The organism is Sulfitobacter sp. 1A15258 (genome assembly GCF_043557045.1).
Lineage (GTDB): Bacteria > Pseudomonadota > Alphaproteobacteria > Rhodobacterales > Rhodobacteraceae > Sulfitobacter > Sulfitobacter faviae.
On the sequence record NZ_JBIFFK010000001.1, the window covers coordinates 767,567 to 793,890 of the forward strand.

At 62.3% G+C, this 26,324-nt stretch carries 29 protein-coding genes and 2 tRNA genes; 22 read left to right on the plus strand and 9 right to left on the minus strand.

What is annotated here, in order from left to right; translation table 11 throughout:
- Positions 1–9: 9 nt before the first annotated feature.
- The 5 genes from ACGYK9_RS03830 to ACGYK9_RS03850 all read right to left on the minus strand — a co-directional run bounded on the left by ACGYK9_RS03830 (position 10) and on the right by ACGYK9_RS03850 (position 3,770).
- Positions 10–756 (minus strand): ATP-binding protein, encoded by a 747-nt coding sequence (locus tag ACGYK9_RS03830; protein WP_154491241.1) that lies wholly within the window; start codon positions 754–756, stop codon positions 10–12.
- Positions 756–1,241 (minus strand): hypothetical protein, encoded by a 486-nt coding sequence (locus ACGYK9_RS03835; RefSeq protein ID WP_394408774.1) that lies wholly within the window; start codon positions 1,239–1,241, stop codon positions 756–758. The genes ACGYK9_RS03830 and ACGYK9_RS03835 overlap by 1 nt, the downstream gene beginning before the upstream one ends.
- Before the next feature lie 11 nt (positions 1,242–1,252).
- Positions 1,253–1,462, minus strand: coding sequence for an AlpA family transcriptional regulator (locus tag ACGYK9_RS03840; protein ID WP_043869387.1), 210 nt, complete (start codon positions 1,460–1,462; stop codon positions 1,253–1,255).
- A 159-nt stretch (positions 1,463–1,621) separates the two neighbouring features.
- The gene (locus tag ACGYK9_RS03845; protein WP_394408778.1) at positions 1,622–2,551 is read right to left on the minus strand and encodes a hypothetical protein; all 930 of its coding nucleotides are present in this window, start codon (positions 2,549–2,551) and stop codon (positions 1,622–1,624) included.
- Positions 2,544–3,770, minus strand: a complete 1,227-nt coding sequence (locus ACGYK9_RS03850; RefSeq protein ID WP_394408780.1) for a hypothetical protein — start codon at positions 3,768–3,770, stop codon at positions 2,544–2,546. Before ACGYK9_RS03850 ends, ACGYK9_RS03845 begins: the two co-directional genes overlap by 8 nt.
- Before the next feature lie 161 nt (positions 3,771–3,931).
- On the opposite strand from ACGYK9_RS03850, the gene ACGYK9_RS03855 reads away from it, so the two are divergent.
- The 5 genes from ACGYK9_RS03855 (at position 3,932) to ACGYK9_RS03875 (ending at position 7,788) form a co-directional block, all read left to right on the plus strand.
- Positions 3,932–4,252 (plus strand): helix-turn-helix domain-containing protein, encoded by a 321-nt coding sequence (locus ACGYK9_RS03855; protein ID WP_093359951.1) that lies wholly within the window; start codon positions 3,932–3,934, stop codon positions 4,250–4,252.
- Positions 4,249–5,169 carry an ImmA/IrrE family metallo-endopeptidase gene (locus tag ACGYK9_RS03860; RefSeq protein ID WP_394408783.1) on the plus strand — a complete coding sequence of 307 codons (921 nt, stop codon included), beginning with the start codon at positions 4,249–4,251 and terminating at the stop codon, positions 5,167–5,169. Before ACGYK9_RS03855 ends, ACGYK9_RS03860 begins: the two co-directional genes overlap by 4 nt.
- A gap of 398 nt (positions 5,170–5,567) precedes the next feature.
- On the plus strand, positions 5,568–6,065 hold the full coding sequence (locus ACGYK9_RS03865) for a DUF2924 domain-containing protein (RefSeq protein WP_394408786.1): 498 nt from the start codon (positions 5,568–5,570) through the stop codon (positions 6,063–6,065).
- Positions 6,066–6,067: 2 nt separating this feature from the next.
- Positions 6,068–7,399, plus strand: coding sequence for a recombinase family protein (locus ACGYK9_RS03870; protein ID WP_394408788.1), 1,332 nt, complete (start codon positions 6,068–6,070; stop codon positions 7,397–7,399).
- Positions 7,396–7,788 (plus strand): hypothetical protein, encoded by a 393-nt coding sequence (locus ACGYK9_RS03875; RefSeq protein ID WP_394408791.1) that lies wholly within the window; start codon positions 7,396–7,398, stop codon positions 7,786–7,788. The genes ACGYK9_RS03870 and ACGYK9_RS03875 overlap by 4 nt, the downstream gene beginning before the upstream one ends.
- A 29-nt stretch (positions 7,789–7,817) precedes the next feature.
- On the opposite strand, the gene ACGYK9_RS03880 is transcribed toward ACGYK9_RS03875, so the two are convergent.
- Positions 7,818–9,848, minus strand: a complete 2,031-nt coding sequence (locus ACGYK9_RS03880; RefSeq protein WP_394408794.1) for an NERD domain-containing protein — start codon at positions 9,846–9,848, stop codon at positions 7,818–7,820.
- A gap of 157 nt (positions 9,849–10,005) precedes the next feature.
- Here ACGYK9_RS03880 and ACGYK9_RS03885 point away from each other — a divergent pair, with 157 nt between their 5' ends.
- Complete coding sequence (locus ACGYK9_RS03885) at positions 10,006–10,863, plus strand: hypothetical protein (protein ID WP_394422395.1); 858 nt, start codon at positions 10,006–10,008, stop codon at positions 10,861–10,863.
- A 384-nt stretch (positions 10,864–11,247) separates the two neighbouring features.
- Here the strand turns inward: ACGYK9_RS03885 and ACGYK9_RS03890 are convergent.
- Positions 11,248–11,337 (minus strand) — tRNA-Ser (locus tag ACGYK9_RS03890).
- Positions 11,338–11,584: 247 nt separating this feature from the next.
- On the opposite strand from ACGYK9_RS03890, the gene ACGYK9_RS03895 reads away from it, so the two are divergent.
- The 7 genes from ACGYK9_RS03895 (at position 11,585) to ACGYK9_RS03925 (ending at position 18,118) form a co-directional block, all read left to right on the plus strand.
- The gene (locus ACGYK9_RS03895; protein WP_394408800.1) at positions 11,585–12,478 is read left to right on the plus strand and encodes an SPOR domain-containing protein; all 894 of its coding nucleotides are present in this window, start codon (positions 11,585–11,587) and stop codon (positions 12,476–12,478) included.
- A gap of 22 nt (positions 12,479–12,500) precedes the next feature.
- The gene (locus tag ACGYK9_RS03900; RefSeq protein ID WP_394408803.1) at positions 12,501–13,691 is read left to right on the plus strand and encodes a D-alanyl-D-alanine carboxypeptidase family protein; all 1,191 of its coding nucleotides are present in this window, start codon (positions 12,501–12,503) and stop codon (positions 13,689–13,691) included.
- Positions 13,688–14,332: a dTMP kinase gene (gene tmk / locus ACGYK9_RS03905; protein WP_394408806.1), complete on the plus strand. Its 645-nt coding sequence runs from the start codon at positions 13,688–13,690 to the stop codon at positions 14,330–14,332. Before ACGYK9_RS03900 ends, tmk begins: the two co-directional genes overlap by 4 nt.
- Positions 14,333–14,384: 52 nt before the next feature.
- Positions 14,385–15,497: a DNA polymerase III subunit delta' gene (locus ACGYK9_RS03910; RefSeq protein ID WP_394408809.1), complete on the plus strand. Its 1,113-nt coding sequence runs from the start codon at positions 14,385–14,387 to the stop codon at positions 15,495–15,497.
- Positions 15,498–15,510: 13 nt separating this feature from the next.
- Positions 15,511–16,317 carry a TatD family hydrolase gene (locus ACGYK9_RS03915; protein WP_322329503.1) on the plus strand — a complete coding sequence of 269 codons (807 nt, stop codon included), beginning with the start codon at positions 15,511–15,513 and terminating at the stop codon, positions 16,315–16,317.
- Positions 16,317–17,126, plus strand: a complete 810-nt coding sequence (locus ACGYK9_RS03920) for an MBL fold metallo-hydrolase (RefSeq protein WP_394408812.1) — start codon at positions 16,317–16,319, stop codon at positions 17,124–17,126. The genes ACGYK9_RS03915 and ACGYK9_RS03920 overlap by 1 nt, the downstream gene beginning before the upstream one ends.
- Before the next feature lie 62 nt (positions 17,127–17,188).
- A complete protein-coding gene (locus tag ACGYK9_RS03925; protein ID WP_394408814.1) occupies positions 17,189–18,118 on the plus strand; it encodes an AEC family transporter in 930 nt (309 codons plus the stop codon).
- Positions 18,119–18,167: 49 nt separating this feature from the next.
- Here the strand turns inward: ACGYK9_RS03925 and ACGYK9_RS03930 are convergent.
- A tRNA-Leu gene (locus ACGYK9_RS03930) sits at positions 18,168–18,251 on the minus strand.
- 134 nt (positions 18,252–18,385) lie between these two features.
- Here ACGYK9_RS03930 and ACGYK9_RS03935 point away from each other — a divergent pair.
- Positions 18,386–18,907, plus strand: coding sequence for a Hint domain-containing protein (locus ACGYK9_RS03935; RefSeq protein WP_394408817.1), 522 nt, complete (start codon positions 18,386–18,388; stop codon positions 18,905–18,907).
- On the opposite strand, the gene ACGYK9_RS03940 is transcribed toward ACGYK9_RS03935, so the two are convergent.
- On the minus strand, positions 18,904–19,758 hold the full coding sequence (locus ACGYK9_RS03940; protein ID WP_394408820.1) for an NAD(P)H-hydrate dehydratase: 855 nt from the start codon (positions 19,756–19,758) through the stop codon (positions 18,904–18,906). The two genes, ACGYK9_RS03935 and ACGYK9_RS03940, sit on opposite strands and share 4 nt — an antisense overlap.
- A 211-nt stretch (positions 19,759–19,969) precedes the next feature.
- Between ACGYK9_RS03940 and ACGYK9_RS03945 the strand changes: the two genes are divergently transcribed.
- The 8 genes from ACGYK9_RS03945 to ACGYK9_RS03980 all read left to right on the plus strand — a co-directional run bounded on the left by ACGYK9_RS03945 (position 19,970) and on the right by ACGYK9_RS03980 (position 26,263).
- Positions 19,970–20,308: a P-II family nitrogen regulator gene (locus ACGYK9_RS03945; RefSeq protein ID WP_067266338.1), complete on the plus strand. Its 339-nt coding sequence runs from the start codon at positions 19,970–19,972 to the stop codon at positions 20,306–20,308.
- A gap of 49 nt (positions 20,309–20,357) precedes the next feature.
- Complete coding sequence (gene glnA, locus ACGYK9_RS03950; RefSeq protein ID WP_168613076.1) at positions 20,358–21,764, plus strand: type I glutamate--ammonia ligase; 1,407 nt, start codon at positions 20,358–20,360, stop codon at positions 21,762–21,764.
- Between the two features lie 139 nt (positions 21,765–21,903).
- Positions 21,904–22,494, plus strand: coding sequence for an exopolysaccharide biosynthesis protein (locus ACGYK9_RS03955; protein WP_394408823.1), 591 nt, complete (start codon positions 21,904–21,906; stop codon positions 22,492–22,494).
- A gap of 82 nt (positions 22,495–22,576) precedes the next feature.
- Entirely contained in the window at positions 22,577–22,807 is a 231-nt protein-coding gene (locus ACGYK9_RS03960; protein WP_394408826.1) for a hypothetical protein, read from the plus strand.
- Between the two features lie 96 nt (positions 22,808–22,903).
- A complete protein-coding gene (locus ACGYK9_RS03965) occupies positions 22,904–23,704 on the plus strand; it encodes a lytic transglycosylase domain-containing protein (protein WP_394408829.1) in 801 nt (266 codons plus the stop codon).
- 285 nt (positions 23,705–23,989) lie between these two features.
- Positions 23,990–24,607 carry a hypothetical protein gene (locus tag ACGYK9_RS03970; RefSeq protein ID WP_394408832.1) on the plus strand — a complete coding sequence of 206 codons (618 nt, stop codon included), beginning with the start codon at positions 23,990–23,992 and terminating at the stop codon, positions 24,605–24,607.
- Positions 24,604–25,002 carry a phage holin family protein gene (locus ACGYK9_RS03975; protein ID WP_394408835.1) on the plus strand — a complete coding sequence of 133 codons (399 nt, stop codon included), beginning with the start codon at positions 24,604–24,606 and terminating at the stop codon, positions 25,000–25,002. The genes ACGYK9_RS03970 and ACGYK9_RS03975 overlap by 4 nt, the downstream gene beginning before the upstream one ends.
- Positions 24,992–26,263 carry a DUF3618 domain-containing protein gene (locus ACGYK9_RS03980; RefSeq protein ID WP_394408838.1) on the plus strand — a complete coding sequence of 424 codons (1,272 nt, stop codon included), beginning with the start codon at positions 24,992–24,994 and terminating at the stop codon, positions 26,261–26,263. The genes ACGYK9_RS03975 and ACGYK9_RS03980 overlap by 11 nt, the downstream gene beginning before the upstream one ends.
- The last annotated feature ends 61 nt before the right edge of the window (positions 26,264–26,324 follow it).

The following is a 26,324-nucleotide window of genomic DNA, read 5'->3' on the forward strand; positions in this document are numbered from 1 at the left end:
TTGTTCAGTTCATTGGGATTGGGGCATGGCCGCGAGGAACTCCGACCACATCAGCGGCAGGGTGTCCGGCAGGCCGTAACGGTTCTTGGCGAGGAAGGCGGGACGCTCTTCGGTGTGCATGACGCGCGCACCGGACCCGAGCGCCCGGGTCACCTTCTTGTTGAAGCCGACATCGGATTTCGCGACCGAAATCTGATAGTTGGCGAAGAGTACCACGTCCGAATGCTCCTGCAGCAGCGCCGAGGCGCGGGTCTGCAGCTTGATCACATAGCGGTCGTAGGGCTCGTGCTCGGGGCTGTCGAAGCGCTTGATGTCGGTATGGGCGATCTGGATGACCACCATGCCCTTGCGGTCGCGCAGCGCGTTGAGCCGGTCGAGATATTCGCGCCAGATGGTCAGCGCCTCGGCATAGCCCTTCCCAAACCCCGGCGCCTCGATCGATGCCCAGCCGTTGCGCTTGCAGGCCTCGGCCCAGATCAGCGGCTCCAGCCAGTCGACGCTGTCGACGACGACCGTGCCGAAATCGTGGTCCTCGTTCGAGAGCGCATCCAGCGCCTCGGCCACCTCCGCATAGCTGGTCGCGAGCGGGAAGTGCGGGACCTGCAGCTTGCCCAAGCCATCCTCGGTCATGAGGAAGACGGGCCGGTCGGCATCGGCTGCGAAGGTGGATTTGCCCACCCCGGCCACGCCGTGGATGAGGATGCGCGGCGGGGTCAGCACGGATGTCGTGCGCAAGGAAGCGAGCGAAATGGCCATCAGCGCATCTCCTCGTTCAGCACGAGGCGGAACTTCGGCTTGCCGGTGCGGACGGTGCGCGCGGGCTCGAAGCCCTTGCGCCAGCTTTCCGGCAAAGCGCCGTATTTGCGCTCGGACACCGACAGCTTGGTCTCGATGAATTCCGCCGGATCCTCGCCCGCAGAGGCGATGTTTTCGGCGATCTGCGCCAGCAACGCCTGATCCCAGTCGATGCGCTTGGGCAGTTCGGCGATCACGGTGACGCCGTCATCCTCGAACCGGATCGTGCCGGTGTCCTTGCCCGCCTCCTGGCGGGTGTCCTGGGCGCGGTCGGCGTATTTGAGGGAGATGGCGCCGTCGAGCCAGTCCGCGACGGACTTTGCCTGCGTCAGTTGCTCGTCGGCCGCGCCTTTCAGCAGCGCAAGCTGATCGGCGGGCAGCGCCGCGATCTGGCCCACCGGCATGCGGTGGATATCGGCCAGGGTGATGTGATTGGAGATCGTCATGTTCCGCCCCCTCACGCCGACATCGGGCGATGGGGTTCATGATCCACGCCGCGGATCTGTTCGGCCTCAAAGGCCTCGACATCCTCGAGCCGGTAGATCACACGGCCGCCGAGCTTGATGAATTTCGGGCCTTCGCCCGTCCACCGCCAGCGCTCCAGCGTGCGGTGCGAAATATTCCAGCGAGCCGCCAGCTCGATCTGGGAAAGGTGCCTGGTCGCCATGTGAACCTCCTTGGGATTTCTGCGAACACTTGCGGGTTCAACATGGCGGAGGGCGTGGTAGGGCTGAGGGAGGGCACCGGTAGGGAAGCCGGTAGGAAGGTCACAAAAGCAAAAGGCCGCCCTGATGGACGGCCTTCGAAATGGCGATGGCTGATCGGATCAGGGCTCGATCCAACAGTTTCCGTCGGCGTATTTGATGAACGAGCGCCAGTCGTCGCGACCGCTGAACACCTTGGAGAATGAATTCGTGCCGTCCTTGTAGCCCGCTTCATACAACACGGCTTCAGTCAGGCATGTTGCAGAACCTGTTTCGTATGCATCGAACAACACGTTCAACAAGCGACGCTGCTTGGGGCTCTTGAAGGTGAGGGCTTCGCCGCGCAGCCAGACGATGCCGTAGTCATCGGAATGATCGATCGGGAAACGCCGCTGCGCTTGGCCGGGGAACACCCGCGCCCCGAGGACCTGCGGCGAGATCGCGAGCTTGGCCGGATCACCCGCAACGTCTACCACGTTGATGGTGTGGTTGCGCTTCTGGGCGGTCTCGGGAATGCGCTCGCCGGGGGTGGAGGTCAGGATGATGCGGATTTCCTGCGGCGGCTTGCGCCCGATCAGCGCCTCGAGCTTCGCCCAGACCCCCGGATCGCCAAGCCGCCGGGCAAACCAAACGGGCACCGGGGCCTTCGCTCCGGCAAGCTTGATGGTTCCCACCTCCCAGATCAGATCCGAGACCAATGGCGTCGGACGTGAGGGGCCGGCGCGCTCGAACGCCACCAGCATCTTGGCAAGAGCCAGACCGTAGTCGACCTTGCATGCCGCGATGTCCTGATTGGCGACCTTGACCCAGCGGCCGTTGCTGTCGTGATAGCCGAATGATTTCAGCTCGGCCGACCAGGTGGCCTCAATGGGTTCATCCTCATAGTTGTCCATCGCGGCGACGACAGGGACATGCCCGCCCGACACCAACAGCTTGGCCGCGATCAAAGCGTCGGTCGCGCTTCGGGAAACCTGGTGCAGCGCCGATGCCTGGAGAGACATGCTGCGGGCTTCCATGGCCCGCAGCAGAAGGTCGATCGCACGCTTACTCAAGGACGTCGCCTTCGTCGTTGTCGTCCTTCAGGATACCCCAGAGCCGCAAATACTTCTCGCCGATCAGGCGCTCTTGCGGCGTCATGTCCTTGAGGTTGCAGCCATGCGGCATGGTCACGGTCAGCGACAGCGACTTGCCCCGCCCGCCATCGGGGCCCGGGTGAAACTTGATGGTGAAGCGCGCACGGGTGACCACCCATTCCGCCACGTCGCCGGTGCCACCCATGACACGCGCGCCGCCACCAATGTCGAGGCCAATCCGGTGTTCCGCCATCTGCCAGATCGTCCGGTCGGCACCTGACATGGATTCGAGCGTGATGCGCTCCTTCGCATCGCCCAGATCCATCAGGCGCAATTCCTTGACGGTCACGCCGGCAATCCCGTCGGCCGGGTCAGTCGGGAAGTCGAACGGCCGCAGCAGCATGCTGAGATCGTACTCGCGCAGCGGCAGCGACTGCTCTTCATCGAGGGTGATGCCCAGCAGGTCGCGCGCCATGTACCGGGTCAGATCGATCCGGTCCTCGCGTGTCTTGGCCACGACCTCGATTACGCCGGTCGCGGCCTCATAAGTCAGCGCCGCCTCGAAGACCGGCTTCACGATCCGACGTGACAGGGTGCTGTTGGCGTCGAATCCCAGCGTGTCCTCGGGACGCCCCTCCCGGTAGACCGCGACCTGGACCAATTCGCATTCCTCGCCCTCGAGGATCACCCGGTGGCGGTCGAAGATGTCGACATGGACGTTGGGCGTTTCGAACCGTTCGCGGATCGCGGCAGTGAACGCCGCGAGCGAGACCGGGTCCTTCTTCACCGTGAGATTGGCATCCACGCCGAACCCGCTCCACGACCGCCCCCGGCGGCGCTCGTCATTGTAGCGCACTTCTTCGGCCAGGCGGAACCGGTCGTTCTCGTTGAGGAAAACCCAGAGCGAGCGGTTGTTGGCCCCCTCGAGCGTATCGAAGACCGCGCGGTTCACGACGACGTTCTGCAAGGCGTTCTGGCCGGGCTCATCCGCCAGCGCCGCCACGCGGGCCGCATCGAGGACAACGCGCTGCTTTTCGTCATCGGACATGGCATCGACGGCCTTGATCAGCGGCTCCACCACCTCGGGCTCCGGCTTCGTCCAGTCGATGGGCGCAAGCGAGGTGAACCCGCCAGCAGTGAAGTAATCCTGCAGACGGATCACGGGGGTCTTGCGGAGGAACGCGGCGATGGCGGTCATGAGAGCCCTTTCTTTGGCCGGGGAGGAGGACAGAATCGCGAAAACGCGATACGATGTTGTTCGATATATATCGAACAAATCGCCACGTCTACTTGCGCGGCACAATTTTGTTCGGCATATCGAACAAGCGTTCTCCAACCAAGGAAACCAAGGATGATACGATGACCACGTCCCTCGGCGCGAAGATCAAGCGCCACCGTCAGGAAAAGGGATACTCCCTCGACAAGCTCGCGGAGCTGACCGACTCCAGCAAGAGCTACCTCTGGGAACTCGAGAACCGCGACACGCGAAAACCGTCGGGCGAGAAGCTGACCCGCATCGCCCAGGCTCTGGAGGTCACGACCGATTACCTGCTCGATGACAGCGAGGAGCCCAGCGACGAGGTTCTGAAGGAGGCCTTCTTCCGCAAGTTCAGCAAGCTCGACCCCGAAGACCAACAGAAAATCAACCAGATGATCGACATGTGGGGGAAGAAGGATTGAGCCTGCCGACGACGCCCCAGAGCTGGGCCAACCGCCTGACGAAAATCCTGTCCGTGCATCAGGCGGTGCACGGGCTGCCGCGGTTCCCCATCGATGTGGCCGCGCTCGCGCAGGATTTCTCGCGTCAGGTGTTTCCGGAAGCGCCAATCACCATCGTGAAGGGACTTGCGCTGTCCAAAGGCGTCGAAGGCATGCTGATGCCGCATCCCAGCGGTTCCGGCGAGTGGGGCATTGTCTACAACGAGACCATCCGGTCGCCGGGGCGGCGCAACTTCACGCTGGCGCATGAGCTGGGGCACTACCTCCTGCACCGACAGGCCAACTCGGGCGGGCTGGAATGCACCAGCCGCAACATGGCCGACTGGGATGAGGCCCGGAACAGGATCGAGGCGGAGGCGAACACATTCGCCTCCTACCTGCTGATGCCGCTCGACGATTTCCGCGAGCAGATCAAAGGCCGGATCATCGATATCGACGTAATGACCGAACTCTCGGATCGCTATGCCGTGTCGCTGACGGCCGCGATCCTGAAATGGATGACCATTACCGACAAGCGCGCGATGATCGTGGTTGGCAAAGAGGGCTTCATCGATTGGGCCTGGTCCAGCGAACCGCTGCTGAAGTCCCGCGTTTTCTACCGGGCAAGGCAAGAGGTGATCGAGTTGCCGCCAGCCTCGCTTGCCGCGCAAGAGGTGGACGGGGATGCAGGGCGATACGGCTGCCATCATCCCGCTGGCGTCTGGCTCGGCTCCGAGCCTGTGCATGAGATGACCGTGTTCTCGCCCAGCAATGACCAGATGACGATCTCGCTTCTGCTCTACCCCGACCGCGCCCCGTCGCGATGGGAGATGGCCGATCTGGAAGAGGAGCCGGTCCTCGACAGCTTCGACAAGTTCATGGACGGCCGGACGAGTTGATTCGCCACGACCGCCCGACCGACAGGTCAGTGCGGGGGCATTTCTGCTACGCAGATTTTCGCCACGCAGCGCAGAGGCCCCCGTCGACCGTAACAAACTGATTTGCTTGATATTTATCTGATTTCGCGACACATTTCGCCTATCACAACAGTCGCGGAAACCCGCCATGTCCATTCCCCCCGAAGACCCGGTTTCCGGGCCCAATCCTCTATGCCCTGAACGCATGTCCCCAGATGCCCGGCTCGCCGAGTTGGGTCGCATCCTCGCCGCGGGCGTCGTTCGCCTGAATGCCGGGAAGTCCAGTTCTTTATTGCCCGACGACGGAGACAGTTCCGTGGACTACCCGCCCCGAAAGAGCGGTGGTCGTCGCAGGAAACGCATCCGCATCGGAGGAATTGATGAAGCATCACAGTAAGATAACGCCGCCCAAACCCGGGCAGGACGCGCGCCTGGACCAAAGCGTCCTGTCACGCATCGCCGCGCTCAAGGCCATGTCGGTGAAAGAGTTGAAGGCCGAATGGGAACGGCTCCTCGGCAGCGCCGCGCCGAACAACAGCCGCGCCTTTCTCGAGGGCCGCATTGCCTATCGCCTGCAGGAACTGACCTATGGCGGGCCCGACCACGAGACCCGCCGCATGCTGGACCTCCTTGCCGACGAGGTCGAGGGCGTCTCTCGCCGCAAGAACCAGATCGCGGATCCCCGCAATCCGGTGGCAGGCACGCGCCTGATCCGGGAATGGAACGGGGTCGAGCACACCATCACCGTGCTGAAGGACGGCTTTGAGTGGCAGGGCCGCAAATACAAATCGCTCTCCGGCATCGCGCGGGAAATCACCGGCGTGCGCTGGAACGGCTATCGCTTCTTCGGGCTGCAGGTCCGATCGCGGGAGGTTTGAGCATGGACATGAACACGTGCCCCGGCCGCCGCCTGCGCTGCGCCATCTACACCCGCAAGTCGAGTGAGGAAGGGCTCGACATGGAGTTCAACAGCCTCGACGCCCAGCGGGAGGCCTGCGAAGCCTATATCGCCAGCCAGAAATCCGAGGGCTGGGTCGCCACCCGCGACCGCTACGACGACGGCGGCTTCTCGGGCGGCAATCTGGACCGGCCGGGGCTGAAACAGCTGCTGGCCGACATCGACGATGGGTTGATCGACGTGGTGGTGGTCTATAAGATCGACCGGCTCAGCCGCGCCCTGATGGATTTCTCGAAGCTGGTCGAGGTCTTCGACCGCAACGGCGTCACCTTCGTCTCGGTGACGCAGTCCTTCAACACGACCACGTCGATGGGGCGGCTGACGCTGAACATCCTGCTCAGCTTCGCCCAATTCGAACGCGAGGTCATCGGCGAACGCATCCGCGACAAGGTCGCGGCTTCGCGCAAGCGCGGGATCTGGATGGGGGGCTATGTGCCGCTTGGCTACGATGTGCAGGACCGCAAGCTGGTGATCAACGAGACAGAGGCCGCCTCGGTGCGCCGGATCTTCGAGCGGTTCGTCGAGCTCGGCTCGGCCACGATGCTGGCGAAGGAACTGCGGCGGGAAGGGTTTCGCAGCAAGCAGGGCACACTGATCGACAAGGGCTATCTCTATCGGGTGCTCCGCAATCGCGTCTATCGCGGCGAGGCCGTCCACAAGGGCAAGGCCTATCCGGGCGAGCACGAGGCCATCGTCACGGACAAGGTCTGGGATCAGGTCGACGTCATCCTGCAGGGCAACCGCCACGCGCGCTCCAGCAACAGCCGCATGCAGACGCCCGCGCCTTTGAAGGGCCTGATCTTCACGGACACCGGCGCGGCAATGACGCCGACCGCGACCAAGAAACGCGGCAGGCTCTACCGCTATTACGTGTCGATGGACGTGATCAAGAACCGAACCTCGGAGGATGACGGCGGCAGCGACCTCGCGCCGACCCGCCTGCCTGCGGGCATGGTCGAGGATGCCATCGTCACCGAGGTCCGGCGCATCCTGCAGACGCCCGAGGTGGTCACGCAGGTGCTGGCGGCGCTGAAGCGCGATCAGGTCTCCGAGGCCGAGGCCATCGCGGCGCTGCATGATTTCAACACGCTCTGGGCGCAGCTGTTTCCGCTCGAACAGGCGCGGATCATCCAGCTGCTGGTCCGGCGCGTCACCGTCACCGCCGTCGGGCTCGAGGTCGACATCCGCCGCGAAGGCGTCGCGGGCGTCATCCGCGAAATGATCGCCCCGCGCGACATGGAGGCCGCCGAATGACACGAGACAATGACACGATCCGCGTGCTGATCCCCCTGAAGCTGCGCAAGAAGAACGGGCGGCCCAAGATCATGCCGCCCGCCGATTACAGCCCGAGCGAGGATCAGACGCAGGACCCGCACATCCTGCGCGCCATCGGCCGGGCATGGGGATGGCGGCGTCGCATGGAGGCAGGCGAGTTCGCCACGATCCAGGAACTGGCCGAGGCCGTCGGTCTGGCCGAACGCCATGTCAGCCGCCAGCTGCGCCTCGCCTATCTGGCGCCGGAGGTCCTCAAACGCCTGATCTGCGGCCGCGAAGTATCGGCGGTCAGCCTGTATGACCTGTGTTTTCTGGCCGGGGAGACATGGCAGGAGCAGGCTGAGAAAGCAATCAACGCCGATCAATGACGGCTACCGAGGGATTCAACCGACCAAAATTACTGATCTGACCGGAATTTAATGAGCCCTTCCGCTGCCTTGATGTAAGGATTTTCTTCACCGGGAACGGTCCTCGAAATATCCTTGTAGCCTGACCAAGTGCGCCCATATTCTGACAACTCGGGCGCTGAGCAAACGACCGTCAGCCAACTACCTTCCGGGCTACGCTTGAGCCGCGTCAGTGCTGCGTAAACGGAAGCCAACCCATCGCTGCCGATGGCATGACCGACATGAACAACCAGAAGCCGCGTCTCCCACCCTTTGAAACTATGCAACGTTGTGGCCTTGACGCGCGCATCCCCCATGAAGAATCCCATTTTCTTCCGCGTCTGCTCAAGTTTGCTTCTCTCGAACGTATGGACTGTACGGACACCGCTGTAGGTGCCAAGCTCGTCGACAACTTTTCGACCAAAATCGATGTCGTTGCATATGAAAGTAATGTCCGCGTTCGCGAGGCCAGCCTTTCCGGTCTCTCGCATCATCGCAAGCGTAGCGTCGACACATTGACGTTCGGAGTCCTCAGGGCTGCACTGAACCCATTTTAACGTACAGGGCTCCACCTCCAGATTTCCCTGAGCAGTATCTGGAAGATCAATCATGTCCTTGGGAAGAAACCTGGTTGCAAAATCTTGTGATGCCTTGAGCGCGTCAAATGGAAGTCGATAGCTGACCTCAAGTCTGGACCAATCGCCCGTGAAACCTGCACCGGTCATGGCTTCATCGGTCCAGCTGCGCGCTGTACCGTAAATATCTTGAGTGGTATCTGCTACGAGCACCATCTCGCCATTGGATTTGCGGCTATTCCGCAAGGCGTTCCACCACAAGGGAAGAAAATCCTGTCCTTCGTCGACCAGGATCGCGTCGTACTTCGTGCTTTCGGCGCTTTTAGCCGCTTCGGCTGCCAAACTCGGCACGTCAATATTCAAGATTGGAGTAAGTAATCTGTTGAGTTCCCGCTGCAGTGGCTTCAGGAGTTCCCTTTCCCTTTGCGGTGGCAGCTTCTGCGCCCGTATACGCTCTATCTCGGAGTTGAGCGGCCAGATTGGCTTGAACAACTCATCGTATGCTTCGCCCATGTCAGCCTCAAGGCACACGTCCTTGCACCAATCGTGAAAGTGAGCAAAAACAACGTTCTGCATCTTGCCGCGCACAGGAGAACCTCTCACCACGAGGTCGCGCAAGTAGTGCCAAAGCGTAATATTGAATGTGACGATCAGAACCGACTTATTCTCTGCTATCAGACGCGAGGCGCGGGCAGCGAGGACAAGAGATTTACCGGAGCCAGCAGGGCCTTTGATGCGTCGAAATCCGGACTTCGTCCGTGTATCGGCGAGATCACTTTGCCGAGCGTCCAGCGACAATTTCTTTCTCTGCTCTTTCGCAAAATCTGGCTCGACCAACCAGCCGCGCAAATCATCCGCAAGGGCCGGACGCATCAGGTTCGAATGAGACAATGTTGCATCAGGAAAAACCGCAGCCAGGTCTCCTGTCATCAACTCATGACGACCGCTGACTGGCAAATATCGACCTGCCGACTTAACCTCACCGTCGCTAAGGAAGGATTTCTGCAATTCACGAACCCGTTTACCATCCGCAAATGGGAAAACCACTCCTCCGGTAATAGCCGCAAATCCCGCGTTTTGTTGCAGCCTAGGGCAATAGAGATTGTATATTCGTTCCTTGTAACGGGCTATTGCCGTGAAAGGATTGCTTCGCTCGTGCGAAAAATCTCGCCCGTCCTTACGTGCCCAAAGCTCCGTCCGATGGGAATTTATGTTCTTCGGAAAGTACTCCATCGCATCAAGGTTCCAATCTTTTACTTCGAAAACCGCGATGCCAATAGTGGGATGCATCAAAACAAAATCAGGACGTAAGCCGTTCAGGTGCGGCTGAACATATATTTCCCATTTCGGGTCAAGGTTTCGATGAAAGAAGTCAAAAACAATTCGCTCGCCTTCCGTCAATTCTTGCCGCAGGCGCGAAAGGTCTTCTAAAGGCGGTTCAATAAGCCGCTCGGGCAACTCACTCATAATAAAAGCTCCGTGCGCGGCGCATCGGGTTAAATGCCCCACCAGTCGTTGATGAACCCCACGGTACGCCCTGGTTCACCTTAGGGCTTGAAGCTGGACCTTCGTTCTGCATCTTGTTGATACTGTGAAAATTCTTTGGCAGCCGGGAGCGCAAGCCTTGTACAAAAGATTGGCTGAGGGCCACGCTACGAAGTTCATCCAGGATCGTCCAGACCTGAGCGTGATAACAGGCTGGTTGAACTCGCCGCGGCGCAAGGCCGCACTGTCCGCCTTTCATGAATCCGTTCCCTCCAAGAAGCCCGGCCGCGTGATCGAGCGCGTATCCAAGAATGTGCGCCCTGCGTTTGGCGGCGTCCATTTGGCCCAATGGGACAAGGTCATGAAGGCTGTGTTCGCCGTGCGGATGGCGTCTGCTCGTGAAACTGATGTCTTTGCAATGATCGGCGACGAGGAGAAGGCCTTTTCTGAGCGATCGGTCATTCTTGCCGATCTTTTGTGTATTGCGCGCGCCGGAGAGAATAATTCGCACATCAATATTGCTGCCAATATCTCGCACCATGCCATTTCCAGGTTGATGGAGCGTGAAGCTTCGACCCCCGAGACACTGAAAGCCGATGTTCTCCAGATCCTTCAGAAGGCGCGCTCCCTTCGAACCATGTTGTCTTCAGGCTTCGAGCACAATCTGACCAAGCTGAAGGACGACATGACGTACGACATGCTCATGCCTCACGGTGACGGGGCACTGGTCTTGCGCACGCTGCGCGTGAACGCTGCGGCCAAGTCATTCTTTCCAGACCCCATGCCAGTCATTTCGATCCGGACATACTTGGAAAGATCGATGCTGGGACCGCGCGATCTTGAACGTATGGCAGGTTTCCGTATCTCCCGCGATGCAACGGTTTCGGTAGAGGACTCGCGGCACATCCTTGCATGGCTTCAGGGGAATGCCGAGGAAACGGATCCGCGGCGAAGGCTCGTGATCTCTCAGGAGCCTGGAGAGGGCTTGCCCCAATAGTCTGCCCTGATCCCGCGCGAGCCCCCTCCACGCCGGTTGCCCCCTGATCTTCTCGATCTCTACTGTCCCCCGGAAGCTTCGCGCAAGACTCCCAAGACATACCAACGAACACGCCGCGCGTGTCGCGTCGCCATCGGCTTTGAGACAAGCCGGAACCAGCGAAACACGGGCGCAAAGCGACCTCGTCAGTCCGTTGAAATCTATGGGGGTTTTGAACCCGTCTCGCCCAGAGCGCAGGGCGGGTGGAAAGAGACGGTGGGCGTTCGGAGACCGATCTCGCGCAGTTGGCCAATCTCCGAAGGGCGGACGGTCCCTGCAAACCCCTTTGGCACATAAAGAAAAAGGCCCCGCGAGGGACCTGTTTTCGGGTTTGCACTGTGCAAGTGGCGGAGGAGGTGGGATTCGAACCCACGGTACGCTCTCACGCACGCCGGTTTTCAAGACCGGTGCATTCGACCACTCTGCCACTCCTCCGCAGCACGCTCCTCCTAGAGCGCCGGGATTGATTCGGCAAACGCACATTTTCGCGGCCAGCCCCCCGCACCCCTTTGGGGAAATTCGCCGATCTGCCCTGCGCGGTCTTTTCAAGCGCTGCCCGGTCGGGTTACTCTGCGCCAAAGCCCCTTTCAGAGGGGCGCAGGGCGTGCCGATCCAACGGCGCGACATTCTCGCGGGACATGGGTCGCGGCGCGCGACGACAGCAGGCAAGGACATCAAGGGCATGAGCAGGGACAATCAACCGTTGCGCATCAAGAAAAGCCGCGCGGCGGGCTTGGGCGTGGGCATTCTGGCAGTTGGTTTGCTGGCCAGTTGCGAGGGCGGTGATTTCAAACTCCCCTTCGGTGCAAACGAAGGCGCCAGCGCGCCGCGCAGCACCTCGACCAAATTGGTGGAACGTGATGTCGAAGCACCTGAGGTCTTCTCAGCCACGGATGAGGGTCTTTGGGACGGGCGCCCCTCGCTCGGCGGGGTCTGGGTGGCGCATCCGGACGTCACCGAACCTGAGCGCGTGATCGTGCGCAATGAGGCGAACGGCAAATTCGTCATCGGTGCCCTGTTCCGGCGTGAGCGCGAATTGCCCGGACCCAAACTGCAAATCTCTTCGGATGCCGCCGCTGCGCTTGGCATTCTGGCGGGCGCTCCGGCGCCGCTGAACGTGACCGCCTTGCGGCGCGAGGAAAGCGCTGCCCCGGAAGAGAGCTTTGAGGCCGAGAATAGCGGTGACGCTGCAGCCACTCTTGCCAGCCCTGCCCCTGTCACCGCCACCGCGCTGGCCCCAGCACCGACGGCCAGCACCGCTGCCACTGCCACCGCCAAACCGGCGGCCAAACCGCCCGCCCCCGCGGCCCCGAAACCGGCGCGCCCGGCGGCTGGTGCGAAACTGTCCAAACCCTACGTGCAACTGGGCATCTTCAGCGTGGAGGCCAATGCCACCCGCACCGCCAAACAGATGCGCGGCGCGGGCATGGTGCCCACCGTCAAGCAAAGCGCGATCAACAACAAACCCTTCTGGCGCGTGGTGATCGGCCCCGCCACCAGCAAATCCGAACTCGATACCCTTCTCAAGAAGGTCAAGGCCGAGGGCTTTACCGACGCCTACGCCGTGTCGAACTGACAAACCGGAGGAAATGCTCCCTATGATCCGCCTTTTTGCCGCCGCCGTAGCGCTGGTGCTGACGCTCCAGCCTGCCGCCGCTTTCGATACCCGCGCCACCGCCGCCTATGTGTTGGACCAGACCACCGGCACCGTGCTGCTGGCCAAGAACGCGGATGAGCCGCTGCCCCCGGCCTCCATGTCCAAGCTAATGACACTTTACATGGCCTTCGAGGCCGTGGAGCGTGGCAAGCAGAACGGCGGGCTCGATTTGGTCGAGAAACTGCCCGTGTCCGAACACGCGATGTCCTACGGCGGCTCGACCATGTTCCTCGACACCACCGACCGCGTCTCGGTCGAGGACCTGATCCGCGGGATCATCGTGCTGTCGGGCAATGACGCCAGCGCCGTGATTGCCGAAGCGCTCAGCCCCGATGGTACCGAATACGGCTTTGCCCGGCTGATGACACAGCGCGCGCAGCAGATGGGGATGACCAATTCCACCTTCGCCAATTCCAACGGCTGGCCGCAGGCGGGGCATCTGATGTCGGTCCGCGATCTGGGGCTGCTGGCCAACCGGATCATCACCGATTTCCCGCAGTTCTATCCGCTTTTCGCCGAACGGGAGTTCGCCTTTGATGGCCGCGCGCCGCAGAACAAGACCAACCGCAACCCACTTTTGGGTCTGGGCATCGGCGCGGATGGCCTGAAAACCGGGCACACCAATGAGGCGGGCTATGGGCTTGTCGGTTCGGCCAAACAGGGCGACCGCCGGGTGATCTTTGTCCTTTCGGGTCTCGACAGCGCTGCCGCCCGCGCGCAGGAGGCTGAATCGGTGGTCAACTGGGCCTTCCGCCAGTTCACGCAGCGCGATCTGGGCGAAGCGGGCACCCGCATCGCCGAAGCCCCAGTGGCCCTTGGCACGACCCAATCGGTCGGGCTTGAGCTGAAGGACGATCTGTCCATGCTTGTGCCCGTCACCGGCGGGGATGAGGTCGAGGCCGAGGTGATCTACACCGGACCGTTCCAAGCGCCGATCAGCAAGGGCGATGAATTGGGCGAACTGGTGGTCGACCGCGGCGAATTGCCCGCCATGCGCGTGCCGCTGGTGGCCTCCGCCTCCATCGCGCCGGGCGGGTTCATGGTCAAGATGACCGCCGCCGCGCTACACCTGATGAACCGCCTCAACGCAGGCCCGCAGGCGGCCCCCACCGTGGAAGCGGAAGCTTCGTGACCAGCGCAGAGAAGGCCCGCGCGCCGGGCCTCTTCGTCACCTTCGAAGGCATCGACGGATCCGGCAAATCCACCCAAGCGCGGCTTTTGGCGGATCATCTGACGGCACAGGGCCATGACGTGGTGCTGACCCGCGAGCCGGGCGGCAGCCCGGGGGCCGAGGAAATTCGTGCGCTTGTCTTGCAGGGTGATCCCGACCGCTGGTCGGCGCAGACGGAAATCCTGCTCTTCACCGCGGCCCGCCGGGACCATCTGGAACGCACCATTCGCCCCGCGCTCGACGCCGGAAAGGTCGTGATCTGCGACCGTTTCGCCGATAGCACGCGGATGTATCAGGGCCTTTCGCGCGGCGATCTGCGGCAGATGGTCGATGACCTGCACGCGCTGATGATCGGGGTGGAGCCTGACCTGACCCTCTTGATCGACATGGATCCGGCCCATGGTCTTGAACGCGCCCTCTCGCGCCAAACGGCAGAAGAACGGTTCGAGGATTTCGGCGTGGAACTTCAAGCCAAGATGCGCGGGGGCTTTCTGAGCCTTGCCAAGGAATTCAACGACCGCTTCCATGTGATCGACGGGGGCCGCGACATCGACAGCGTGGCCCGCGATGTGACCGCGACCGTCGCCGCGCGATTGGACTGATCCACGCGCCCTGCCCGCTTCCCTCTGCGGCGAAACATGCTAGACCGAGGCCATGACAGACGACACCCCCCAGCCAGACCGTGTGGATGGTGCCCGCCACCCGCGCGACACGCCGAAACTGATCGGCCAAAGCGCCGCCGAGGCTGCCTTTCTCGACGCTTTCAACAGCGGCAAATTGCATCACGCATGGATGCTGACTGGCCCGCGCGGGGTGGGCAAGGCGACGCTCGCATGGCGCATCGCACGGTTTCTTTTGGCGACCCCCGACCCCGATGGCGGGATGTTCGACCTGCCCCCGGCCGAGACGCTTGAGATCGACCCCGACCACCCTGTCGCCCGCCGCGTCGCCGCCGGGGCCGAGGCGGGGCTGAAATCCGTGACCCGCACGCTGAACCCCGACACCAAGAAGATGCGCAAGCAGATCGTCGTCGATGACATCCGCGCGCTGAACGGCTTTTTTCAGATGTCCGCCGCCGATGGGGGCCGCCGCGTTGTCATCATCGACGACGCGGATGAGATGAACCCCAATGCCGCCAACGCGCTGCTGAAGATGCTGGAGGAGCCGCCGGAACGGGCCGTCCTGCTGCTGCTCAGCCACCAGCCCTCCAGCCTGTTGCCCACCATCCGCTCGCGCTGCCGCACCCTGCGGCTCGGCACGCTCGACGCGGATCAGATGGCCGAGGCGCTGGCCGGGTCGGGCGTGGAGGTCGAAGACGATCCCGCCGCCCTGGCCGAGCTTTCCGGCGGGTCGGTCGGCGGGGCGCTGCGCCTGTCGCTGATGGGCGGGGTGAAAACCTATGCCGATCTCGTCGGCCTGATCTCTTCGCTGCCGCAACTCGACCGGGGCCGCGCCATCAAACTGGCCGAAGCCGCAGCACAGCGCGGGGGGGAGGCGAAACTCGACCTGCTCTTTACCCTCTTGGACCTGCTGCTGGTGCGTCTGGCCCGCACCGGGGCCACCGGTGCGCCGCCCGCGCAGCCCGCCTGCGCCGATGAGATTGCCGTGCTGCAACGCCTTTCGCCCAGCCCCGCACAGGGGCGCGCATGGGCCGACGCGGCGCAGCAGATATCCGACCGCGCCCGTCACGGGCTGGCGGTGAACCTTGACCCTGCCGCGCTGGTCCTAGATACCCTGCGGCAGATAGGCCAGACGGCGCCAAGATAGCCGAAAGGACAGCATGACCGACACGCCCCAAATCACCGACAGCCATTGCCACCTCGATTTCGAGAGCCTGCAAGAAGACCTGCCCGGCGTCATCGCCCGCGCAGCGGAGGCTGGCGTCACCCGCATGGTCACCATCTGCACCCGGCTAAAGAACGAGCCGAGCGTGCGGGCCATTGCCGAGGCGCATGAGCCGGTGTTCTACGCCGCAGGCACCCATCCGATGTCCGCCGCCGAAGAGCCGATGGCTTCGGTCGACGAACTTCTCGCCCTGACCCAGCACCCCAAGATGGTCGGCATTGGTGAGACAGGCCTCGACTACCACTACACCGCCGAGAGTGCCGAGGTGCAAAAGACCTCCCTGCGCATTCATATCGCGGCGGCGCGGGAAAGTGGCTTGCCGCTGATCATCCATGCCCGCGACGCGGATGACGACATGGCCCGCATCCTGCGCGAGGAACATGCGAATGGCGCCTATAGCTGCGTCATGCATTGCTTCTCCTCCTCCGCTGAACTGGCCCGTGCCGCGCTCGATCTGGGGTTCTACCTGTCGATGTCCGGCATCACCGCCTTCCCCAAATCGCAGGATCTGCGCGATATTTTCGCCGCCGCCCCGCTCGACCGTATTCTGGTGGAAACCGACGCGCCCTATCTCGCCCCGCCGCCGCATCGCGGCAAACCGAATGAGCCTGCCTTTACCGCCCATACCGCCCGCCGCGCGGCTGAGACCTTTGGCCTCGACTACGCCGATTTCGCGGCCCGCACGCAGGAGAATTTCGAGCGTCTCTTCGCAAAAGCCGCCGCTTGGGAGCCTGCGCGCTGATGGCCGACCTGCGGGTGACCATATTGGGCTGCGGCTCTTCCGGGGGTGTCCCGCGGATCGGCGGCCACTGGGGCGATTGCGACCCGAATGAGCCCAAGAACGCCCGCCGCCGCTGCTCGATCCTTGTGGAGCGGGTGACGGAGGCAGGCACCACCACCGCTTTGATCGACACCTCCCCCGACATGCGCAGCCAACTCTTGGACGCAGGCATCGGGCGGCTCGATGCGGTGATCTACACCCATTCCCACGCGGATCACGTTCACGGGCTGGACGATTTGCGCATGGTGGTGATGAACATGCGCGCGCGGCTGCCGGTCTGGGCCGATGCGCCCACCCGGGACGCGCTGATCGAACGGTTCGGCTATGCCTTCGTGCAGCCCGAATGGTCCAGCTACCCGCCCATCCTCGACATGCATGAGATCACCGGCGAGGTCAGCATCGACGGCCCGGGTGGCACCCTGAAGTTCAACCCCTTCACCGTCACCCATGGCAATATCGACGCGCTCGGCTTTCGCTTTGACGATATCGTCTATCTGCCCGATGTCTCGGCCATCCCCGAGGACTGCTGGCCGATGATGGACAACCTGCGCTGCTGGATCGTCGACGCCCTGCGGCGGGAGCCGCATCCGACCCATAGCCATCTGGCGCAGACCCTTGGCTGGATCGACCGCGTGGCGCCCGAAACGGCGGTCCTGACCAATATGCACAACGACCTTGATTACCACACCGTCGCCGCAGAGACGCCGGATCACATTCAACCGGCCTATGACGGGCTGACCCTTCATTTCCCCCTTCCCCATTCAGATTAGGCAACGCCGGGCGCGGGCCTAAGGGTCGGCGCCCCGCCGCGCCCCCATAAGGCCCCTTTCAAGTGCAAACTCTTTTAGACGTCATTCTGCCGGTCTTTCTGGTCATCGGCTTTGGTTATGTTGCGGTCTGGCGCAGGCTCTTCCCCGTCTCTGGCATCGATGGGGTGATGAAATTCACCCAGAACTTCGCCATCCCCTGTCTGCTGTTCCAAGCCATCGCCCGCATTGATCTGTCGAGCAGCTATGACCCGCGCCTTCTGGGCAGTTTCTACGGCGGTGCGGCGCTGTGTTTTGCGCTTGGCATCCTCGGCGCGCGGCTCTTGTTCCGCCGCGATTGGGAAGACAGCGTGGCGATCGGATTTTGCTGCCTGTTCTCGAATTCGATCCTGCTGGGCCTGCCGATCACCGAACGCGCTTACGGGCCCGAGGCGCTGGCCGGGAACTATGCGATCCTGTCGTTCCACGCGCCCTTTTGCTACGGTTTGGGCATCACGGTGATGGAATTCGTGCGCAACCGCGGGCAATCGGGCCTGTCGCTGCTACGCAACGTCAGCCGAGCAATGTTTCGCAACGCGCTGGTGATCGCCATCCTCGGTGGGTTTGCCGTCAACCTCAGTGGCTTGCCGATCCCCGGCGTGGTAGATGACGCGCTGTCGCTTATCGTTCGCGCCGCCCTGCCAGCCGCGCTTTTCGCGCTTGGCGGTGTGCTGCTGCAATACAAGCCCGAAGGCGATATGAAAGCGATCCTGATGGTCTGCGCCATCGCCCTTTTGGTGCACCCCGCGCTGGTCTGGAGCTTTGGCACCATGCTGTCGCTGCCGCAGGCCGGTTTCCGGTCCGGCGTGCTGACCGCGGCCATGGCACCGGGGTTCAACGCCTATATTTTCGCCAATATGTACGGCCGCGCGCGCCGTGTGGCGGCCAGCTCCGTGCTGATTGCGACGGGCAGTTCGATCCTAACGGTATGGCTTTGGCTGACGGTGCTGGGCTGAGCGGGGCACGCGCGAAAAGCCCGCGATATCTTTGATTTACCGGGGAAAATGGTGCGGGTGAAGGGACTCGAACCCCCACGCCAAAGGCGCCAGAACCTAAATCTGGTGCGTCTACCAATTCCGCCACACCCGCACTGCACCAACCGGTGCCCGCGCTGATTAGCAAACCCGCGCGGCAGATGCGAGAGCAAAAAAGCACAAGACATTAACCAGATGTTTGCATATGGTTGGTGATACCTGAGGCAGGTACAATAGAAAGAGACGCCCATGAAACCGAATACGGTCGGGTGCGTAGGCGACAAAAATCGCCATGGGGGGCAGTTTTCCCCATTTGCTGCGCTGGACACCGGTCTTGTGCAGGGCGCCCTTATTTTGACGTTGGATGGTGAGATCCCGGTTGAGTATCTCTCGGTCGGGGATCGGGTCATCACGCGCGATAGTGGCTTTGCAAAAATCCTTCATATTCAACGCACGACCCGCAGCGTGCGGCGCATCGCGCTGGCGGCGGGCTCACTGGGCCACACGCGGCCCGAACGCGACGTCGCACTCGCCGGGGATCAGATGGTGCTGGTACGCGATTGGCGCGCGCGGGCGCTTTTCAATTCCGAACGCGCCTTGGTCGCGGCGCGGGCCTTGGTCGACGATGAATTCATCACCGATCTGGGGGAGGAAGATACGACCCTGATCCAGATATTCTGCGACGGCCCGCATGTGATCTACGCCGATGGGCTGGAGCTTGGCACAGCCGATGCCGCCCGCGCCCGCGGTGCTGTGTTGCACGCGGCCTAAACCCCCAAGTCCCGCAGCACCTGTGGCATCAGATCGGGCAGGTCTTCGGCAATCAGCCCCGGCCCATGCAGCAGCGCTGCCTCGGCATGTATCCATGCCGCGGTGGAGGCTGCTTCGACCGGGGCGCTCCCCCGCGCAAGCAGCCCGGTGATAAGTCCCGCCAAGACATCGCCCGCCCCAGCGGTGGCGAGCCAAGGGGTCGCACGGTCTTGGGTCGCGCTGTGGCGACGCAGCTCCCCCTTCGGTGTGGCGATGATCGTCTCCGGCCCTTTCAACAAGACCACGCAGCCAAAACGCGCGGCGGCATCCCGGGCGGCCTGTGCCTTGGCATCCTGCCTTTCGGCCTGAGCCGCTTCTGCCAGATCAGGGGCCAGCAGGGCGAACTCTCCCATATGTGGGGTCAGAACGCAGTTTTCGTGGAGGGCTCCGCGCAGCTCCGCGTCTTGCGACAGCAAGGTGATCGCATCGGCATCCAGCACGACACTCGGCGCTGAAAGCGCGGCTTTGACAAGCCCCGCTGCCCTCCCCCCCAATCCCAAAGCGGGACCGAGACAAAGCGCGTTGATCCGGCTGTCTGTCAACGCCTCGGACAATGCCGCGCCATCCGGCACCCGTTGGAGCATGATCGCCGTGACCTGCATCGCCGTTTCAAGCTGTGCGGCGGGCGGCACGCCTAAGGTCACGGCCCCTGCCCCGATCCTCAACGCGCCGCGCGCCGCCACACGCGCAGCCCCGGTCTGGCCTGGGCCGCCGGATAGGACGAGCGCATGGCCGTGGTCGTACTTATGCCCCGGCTGTTTGCGCAGCAATTCAACATCAAGGCTTTCGCGGGTGATCTCGGAAATACGCATGCAAGGGGATCTAGCGACCGCTGCCGAAAGGTACAGCCCAGAGCCGATTCACGAATGCTCATTTTTTAGGCGTGCTGCGCAAATTCTCAGCGCCCCTTGGCAAATGCATCCGCCGCGCCATGTTACCCCCTGCCCGGCGCTGGACGTTACGCGGGCGGGATGCTCTGTCGAAACCAGAGCATAAATGCGCGGGAATTGTCAGGGGATTACCATGAAAAAGATCGAAGCCATCATCAAGCCGTTCAAACTCGACGAAGTCAAAGAAGCCCTTCAAGATGTGGGCGTTCAAGGTCTGAGTGTGATTGAAGTGAAAGGCTTCGGCCGCCAGAAAGGCCACACCGAGCTCTATCGCGGTGCGGAGTATGTTGTAGATTTCCTTCCCAAAGTGAAGGTCGAAGTGGTATTGGATGACGATCAGGTCGATGCCGCTATCGAGGCCATCGTCGACGCCGCCAAGACGGAGAAAATCGGTGACGGCAAAATCTTCGTTTCCCCTGTTGAACAAACAATTCGCATCCGTACCGGTGAATCCGGTTCAGACGCGCTTTGACAACGGCCCTCGGGCCCAGACTACGAATAGACCATAAAGGACCTACACGATGGATACCCAGGAATTCCTGAGCAAAATCAAAGATGAAGGCATCGAATATGTCGACATCCGCTTTACCGACACCCGCGGCGCTTTGCAGCACGTTACCATCGTGAGCGATCTGGTAGACGAAGACTTCCTCGAAGAGGGCTTCATGTTCGACGGCTCGTCCATCGCAGGCTGGAAAAGCATCGAAGCCTCCGACATGAAACTAATGCCCGACGTCAGCACCGCCTATGTCGACCCCTTCTATGCCGAGACCACGATCTGCCTGCACTGCTCCATCGTTGAGCCTGACACCGGCGAAAGCTATGAGCGTGACCCCCGCGGCACTGCCGAGAAGGCCGAAGCCTATCTGCGTTCTTCGGGCATCGGCGACAATGCCTACTTTGGCCCCGAGGCCGAGTTCTTCCTCTTTGACAACGTCAAATTCTCGAACGAAGTCAATAAGGTATCCTACGAAGTTGACGCATCCGACGGCTCGTGGAACACCGACACCGACTATGAGATGGGCAACATGGGCCACCGCCCGGGCCTCAAAGGCGGCTACTTCCCGGTGAACCCGGTGGACGAAGCGCAAGACCTGCGCGCCGAAATGCTTTCGACCATGAAGCGCCTTGGCATGAAGGTCGACAAGCATCACCACGAGGTTGCCTCCTGCCAGCACGAGCTGGGTCTGATCTTTGGTGAGCTGACCAAACAGGCGGATGAAATCCAGAAGTACAAATACGTGATCCACAACGTGGCCCACGCCTATGGCAAATCGGCGACCTTCATGCCGAAGCCGGTCTTTGGCGACAACGGCTCGGGCATGCACGTTAACATGTCGATCTGGAAAGACGGCAAGCCGCTGTTTGCGGGTGACAAATACGCCGACCTCAGCCAAGAAGCACTGTGGTTCATCGGCGGCATTCTGGCCCACGCCAAATCGCTGAACGCCTTCACCAACCCGACGACCAACAGCTACAAGCGTCTGATCCCGGGTTTCGAAGCGCCCGTTCTGCGCGCCTACTCCGCGCGTAACCGTTCGGGCTGCGTGCGTATCCCGTGGACCGAAAGCCCCAAAGCCAAGCGCGTCGAGGCCCGTTTCCCCGATCCGGCGGCGAACCCTTATCTGGCGTTCTCGGCGCTCTTGATGGCTGGCCTTGACGGCATCAAGAACAAGATCGACCCGGGCGAGGCGATGGACAAGAACCTCTATGACCTGCCCGCGGAAGAGCTGGCGGACATCCCGACAGTGGCCGGTTCGCTGCGCGAGGCGCTGGACGAGCTGTCCAACGACATGGACTATCTGCTGGCCGGTGACGTGTTCACCCGCGACCAGATCGAAGGCTATATCGGGTTGAAGATGGAAGAGGTTCTGAAATTCGAACAGACCCCGCACCCCGTTGAATTCGGCATGTACTACAGCTGCTGATCCGACGCCCGCCCTGTGGGGCGGCTAGAGAAATTCGAAAGGGCGCGGTTCATTCCGCGCCCTTTTGCATGGCACCCCGCGGAACAGAGCCTGCCCTACCGCGTTGGCTTGGCAGAGCAGCGAGAAAGGGGTGCGCATCATGGCCGATGATTCAACGGCGCTGACGGATGTTGTCGATGAGTTAAAAGACGCGTCCAAGGGGAAAGACACCGTTGAAGTTGGCCAGTTGATCGACGCGCTTGACCAACGCGGCTATGGCCCCGCCCTTGCCGTGCTGCCGCTGATGGAGTTGACTCCCTTGGGCGGCATTCCCGGTTTTCCCACCGCTCTGGCGCTTCTGGTTTGCATTCTCGCCCTGCGGATGCTGCTGGGGTATGAGCATTTCTGGGCCCCAAACTGGCTGCGCAAGCGCTCACTGGATACCGATAAGGTGCTGAAATCCGTCGAATGGCTGCGGCCCGTTTCGCAATGGATTGACGACAAGCTACATGCTCGGCTGGCGCGCATCGCAGGCCCCACAGGTCAAAAGGTTGCCTGTGTCGTCATCCTTTGCCTGTGCTTTGCCGTCCCTCCGCTTGAGGTGGTTCCCTTCGCCACCTCCGCGCCGATGATCGTGATTTCGATCTTCGGACTGGCGCTGCTTTATCGTGACGGGCTGCTGATGCTACTGGGCTTTATCGGTGCCGGGATCGCGGCTTTTGCAGGCGCGTCCTATTTTCTGGGCGGCTGACCGCCCCGCGCCCCACCATCGCCATAAAAGAGCCACAGCGCTTAAGCACTCTTTACCAAGACCCGGCTAAGGAAGCGGATAGATGGCGATTTCTACGACGACCTTTAACGAGCGGCTGCACCGCATCGAACAGCGCGCGAAACAGGCGCGCGGCAAGCAGCGCCGCGCCAAGCGCAGCAGCAAAGGGCTGGTCTTTCTGGTGACAATCGGCCTGCTCTTTGGCGGGGCAAGCTTCGCCCAAGACAGCGCGCCGCAGGTCAATCTCTGGGCTGGCACCGCCTTTGAATATATCCGTGCGCTACTGCCCCGCTGAGGGCCAAAGATTTTCCCTTTCGGTCGCCAAGTGAGTTGAACCGTTTCCCATATGGGCTAACCTCTGCTCGGCACACAGACGCAGAGGGTCAATCTCATGTTCAGAACACTTTTCACCACCACCGCGGCCATCTGCACCTTCATGGCCGCGCCCACATTGGCCGCCCAATGTGGCAATACGGCCAATGGCTTTGAGGCATGGAAAGGCGCTTTCGCCCAAGAGGCCCGCGCCGCAGGCGTCGGCCAGCGCGGCTTGGACGCATTGGCAAGCGCGCGCTACGCCAATGGCACCATCGCCGCCGACCGGAACCAAAAATCCTTCAAATACTCCCTGTCCAAGTTCATGCAGGTGCGCGGCGCGGATACGATCGTGGCCCAAGGCCGCAAACGCAAAGCGCGCAACGCCGGGCTCTATAACGCGCTTGAGCAGCGTTATGGCGTGCCTGCGGGGGTCTTGCTGGCGATCCACGGGATGGAGACGGGCTTTGGCGGTTTCATGGGCAATAGCGCTGTCGTCTCGGCCATCACCACGCTGGCCTATGACTGCCGCCGCTCCGACTTTTTCGTGCCCCATGCCATTGGCGCGCTGAAACTGGTCGACCGCGGCGCCATCACCTCCAACACCAAAGGCGCGAAACATGGTGAGTTGGGTCACACGCAATTCCTGCCCGGTAACGCGCTGCGCTATGGCGTTGACGGCAATGGCGACGGTCGGGTCGATTTCTACAATCAGGTCGACGCACTGGCCTCTACCGCCAATTTCCTGCGCCAGAAAGGCTGGCAGCCGGGGGCGGGCTATCAAGAGGGTCAGCCGAACTTCCGTGTCATTCAGGCGTGGAACGCGGCGGGGGTCTATCAAAAGGCCATCGCCATCATGGCCAGCCGCATCGACGGCTAATAGCCCACTTAAACTATGTTAAGCGGCGGCGCGTCCCAATCGGGGCGCGCCGCTTGCGTTTGTGGGCTCGGCGGGCTTCTGCGCCCGTTTAATTCCTATAGGCCAAAGGGTTCCCAGCATTCTTTTGCCCCGGCGGGGGAACCGCCCGCGGCGTCAGTCGTTGGACTGTAGATAAGATAATTGCTGCAGACGAATGGAGGGACCCATGCACGGAATTTTCTACCTCATCGGCCTGATCGTGGTCGTTCTCGCGATCCTGAATCTCGTATTTTAAAGGAGGTCACCATGCCCGACAACAACACCACACAGACCCAAAGCGCTGCCGCCAAAGAGCAGGCGACCGCTGCAAAAGACAAAGCTGCCGCCGCCGCGAGCAACGCCGCTGAATCCGCCAAGGCGCAGGCCCGCGACGTGGCCGACACCGTATCCGCCGAAGCGACCAACTATGCCTACCAAGCGCGCGACACCGCCGCTGACGAGGTCAAAGGCGTGGCCTCTGCCCTGCGCACTGCAGCTGATGAGCTGCGGAGTGGCTCCCCGCAGGAGCGCAGCTTTAGCCAGCTCGCCGACGGCCTTGCCGATGTCTCTGACAGCATGCGCGACAAGGACTTGGGCGAAATGATGGGCGACCTGAACGGTTTCGCCAAGCGCAACCCGCTGGTCTTCCTCGGTGGCGCGGCCCTTCTGGGCTTCGTGGCCACCCGTTTCGCCAAAGCCTCCAGCGATCGGCCTCAGGGCGGCTACGGCGGCACCGGCGTCGAATATGACGACGACGACCGCATCGACCGTCCGATGACCGGCACGCCGCCCACCGGTGCTGCCAGCACCGTGCCCAGCCGCACCGCCGCTCAGCCGACAACTCAGCCTGCCGCGCCCAATGTCGTTACAGGAGATAAAGTATGACCACCGAAAGCAACAAATCCGCCGGGAGCCTGCTGACCGAAGCCCTCTCCCACGTCAGTTCGCTGATGCGCAAAGAGGTCGATCTGGCCCGCGCCGAAGTGAATGAGAACTTGAAACATGCGGGCGTGGCCATCGGCCTGATCGTTGGCGCCGTGGTTGTGGCCCTCACCGCCCTGAACGTGCTGAGCGCCGCCCTCGTGGCTGCCCTGACCGAAGCTGGCATCGCCGCTGGTTGGTCCGCCGTGATCGTGGGCGTTCTTCTGGCCATCGTCGCCTATGTGATGATCCAGAAAGGCACCAATGATCTGAAACTCAGCAGCCTTGCGCCAACCCGCACCGCCAAAAACGTCAAGCGTGACGCAGAGACCATGAAGGAGGTCTACGATGACAAATGACTCCAGAAACCCCGAAGAAATTGAACGCGAGATTGAACGGGAGCGCGCCGGTCTGGCCGATACGCTGGACGATCTGCAAGACCGCTTTTCGGTAGAAGGCATCGCGCGTCAGTTCTCTGACCAGTTCCGCGAGCATGGCGGCGACTGGGGTCGCTCCATCTCTGACGCGGCCAAGCGCAACCCGGTCGCATTGGCGCTGACAGGTGCGGGCCTTGCGTGGATGATGTTCGGCAGCGGCAACAGCCGTGACCGCCGGGGCTACGAAGGTCTAGACCGCGACCGCGCACATCCCGTGCCGGTGCCGGTGACCAATACCGAAAACCGCCCCGCCGTGCGCGAAGCGCGTCGTTCCTCTGCCCCCGCGAGCGCCTATGCCACCAGCTATGGCTCCGAACGCGGCGCTGCCGATGATGTGCCCGCTTGGGCCCGTGACGTGCATCACGACGACGATGATGGCCGCGGCTTCGGCGATCGTGCCCGCTCTGCCGCAGGCAGCGTGAAAGGGGCCGCAGGCACCGCCGCAAGCGGCGTGTCCGGTGCCGCAGGCTCTGCCGCTGGCAGCGTCAAGGGCGCAGCAAGCTCGGCTGCCGGGCGTGCCCGCTCCGCCGGTTCCTCGGTCGCCAGTGGCGCCCGCTATGCCCGTGACCGCGCGTCCTATGGCACGCGTTCCGCCGTGGACAGCATCCGCAGCACCGCCAGCGGCGCGGCCCACAGCGTACGCGACAGCGCCAATGCCGCCAATGAGCGTGCACATGCCTTGCGGGACCGTCTGTCGGAAGGCACTGAAAACATGACTGCCGAAGCGCGTGAGCGCATCGTGATGGCCCGTGCCCGCGCTGTGGATGCGTGGAACGCCAGCGGCCGCTATGCCCGTCAGGGCGGTGAGCGTGCCTCGGACATGTTCGAAGAGCATCCGATGGTCGCCGGCGCGCTGGCCGTCGCAGTGGGTGCCGCAATCGGCGCCGCCCTGCCCCGCAGCCGCACCGAAGACGCCTATATGGGCGAGCACAGCGATGCGCTCTTTAACGAAGCCGAGCGTATCTACGCGGAAGAGCGTGACAAGCTGGGCAAGGTCGCCAAGGCCGCGACGGATGAGGCAGGCAAAGTCTTGAAAGAGACCAAAGACAATGCCGATGCCGCCGCCGACGAAGAGACCGCCGCCGATGCTGCCGTGAAAAAGGCAAAGGAAAGCGGTCAGCGCGTTGCGGACGCGGCTAAAAGCGAAGCCGATAAGCAAAAGCTCGGCGACGTGAAGAGCTAAGCCAAGCCTCGCCCGCTCCCGACCTCGGGGGCGGGCATATTTTACGATACGAATTCAACGT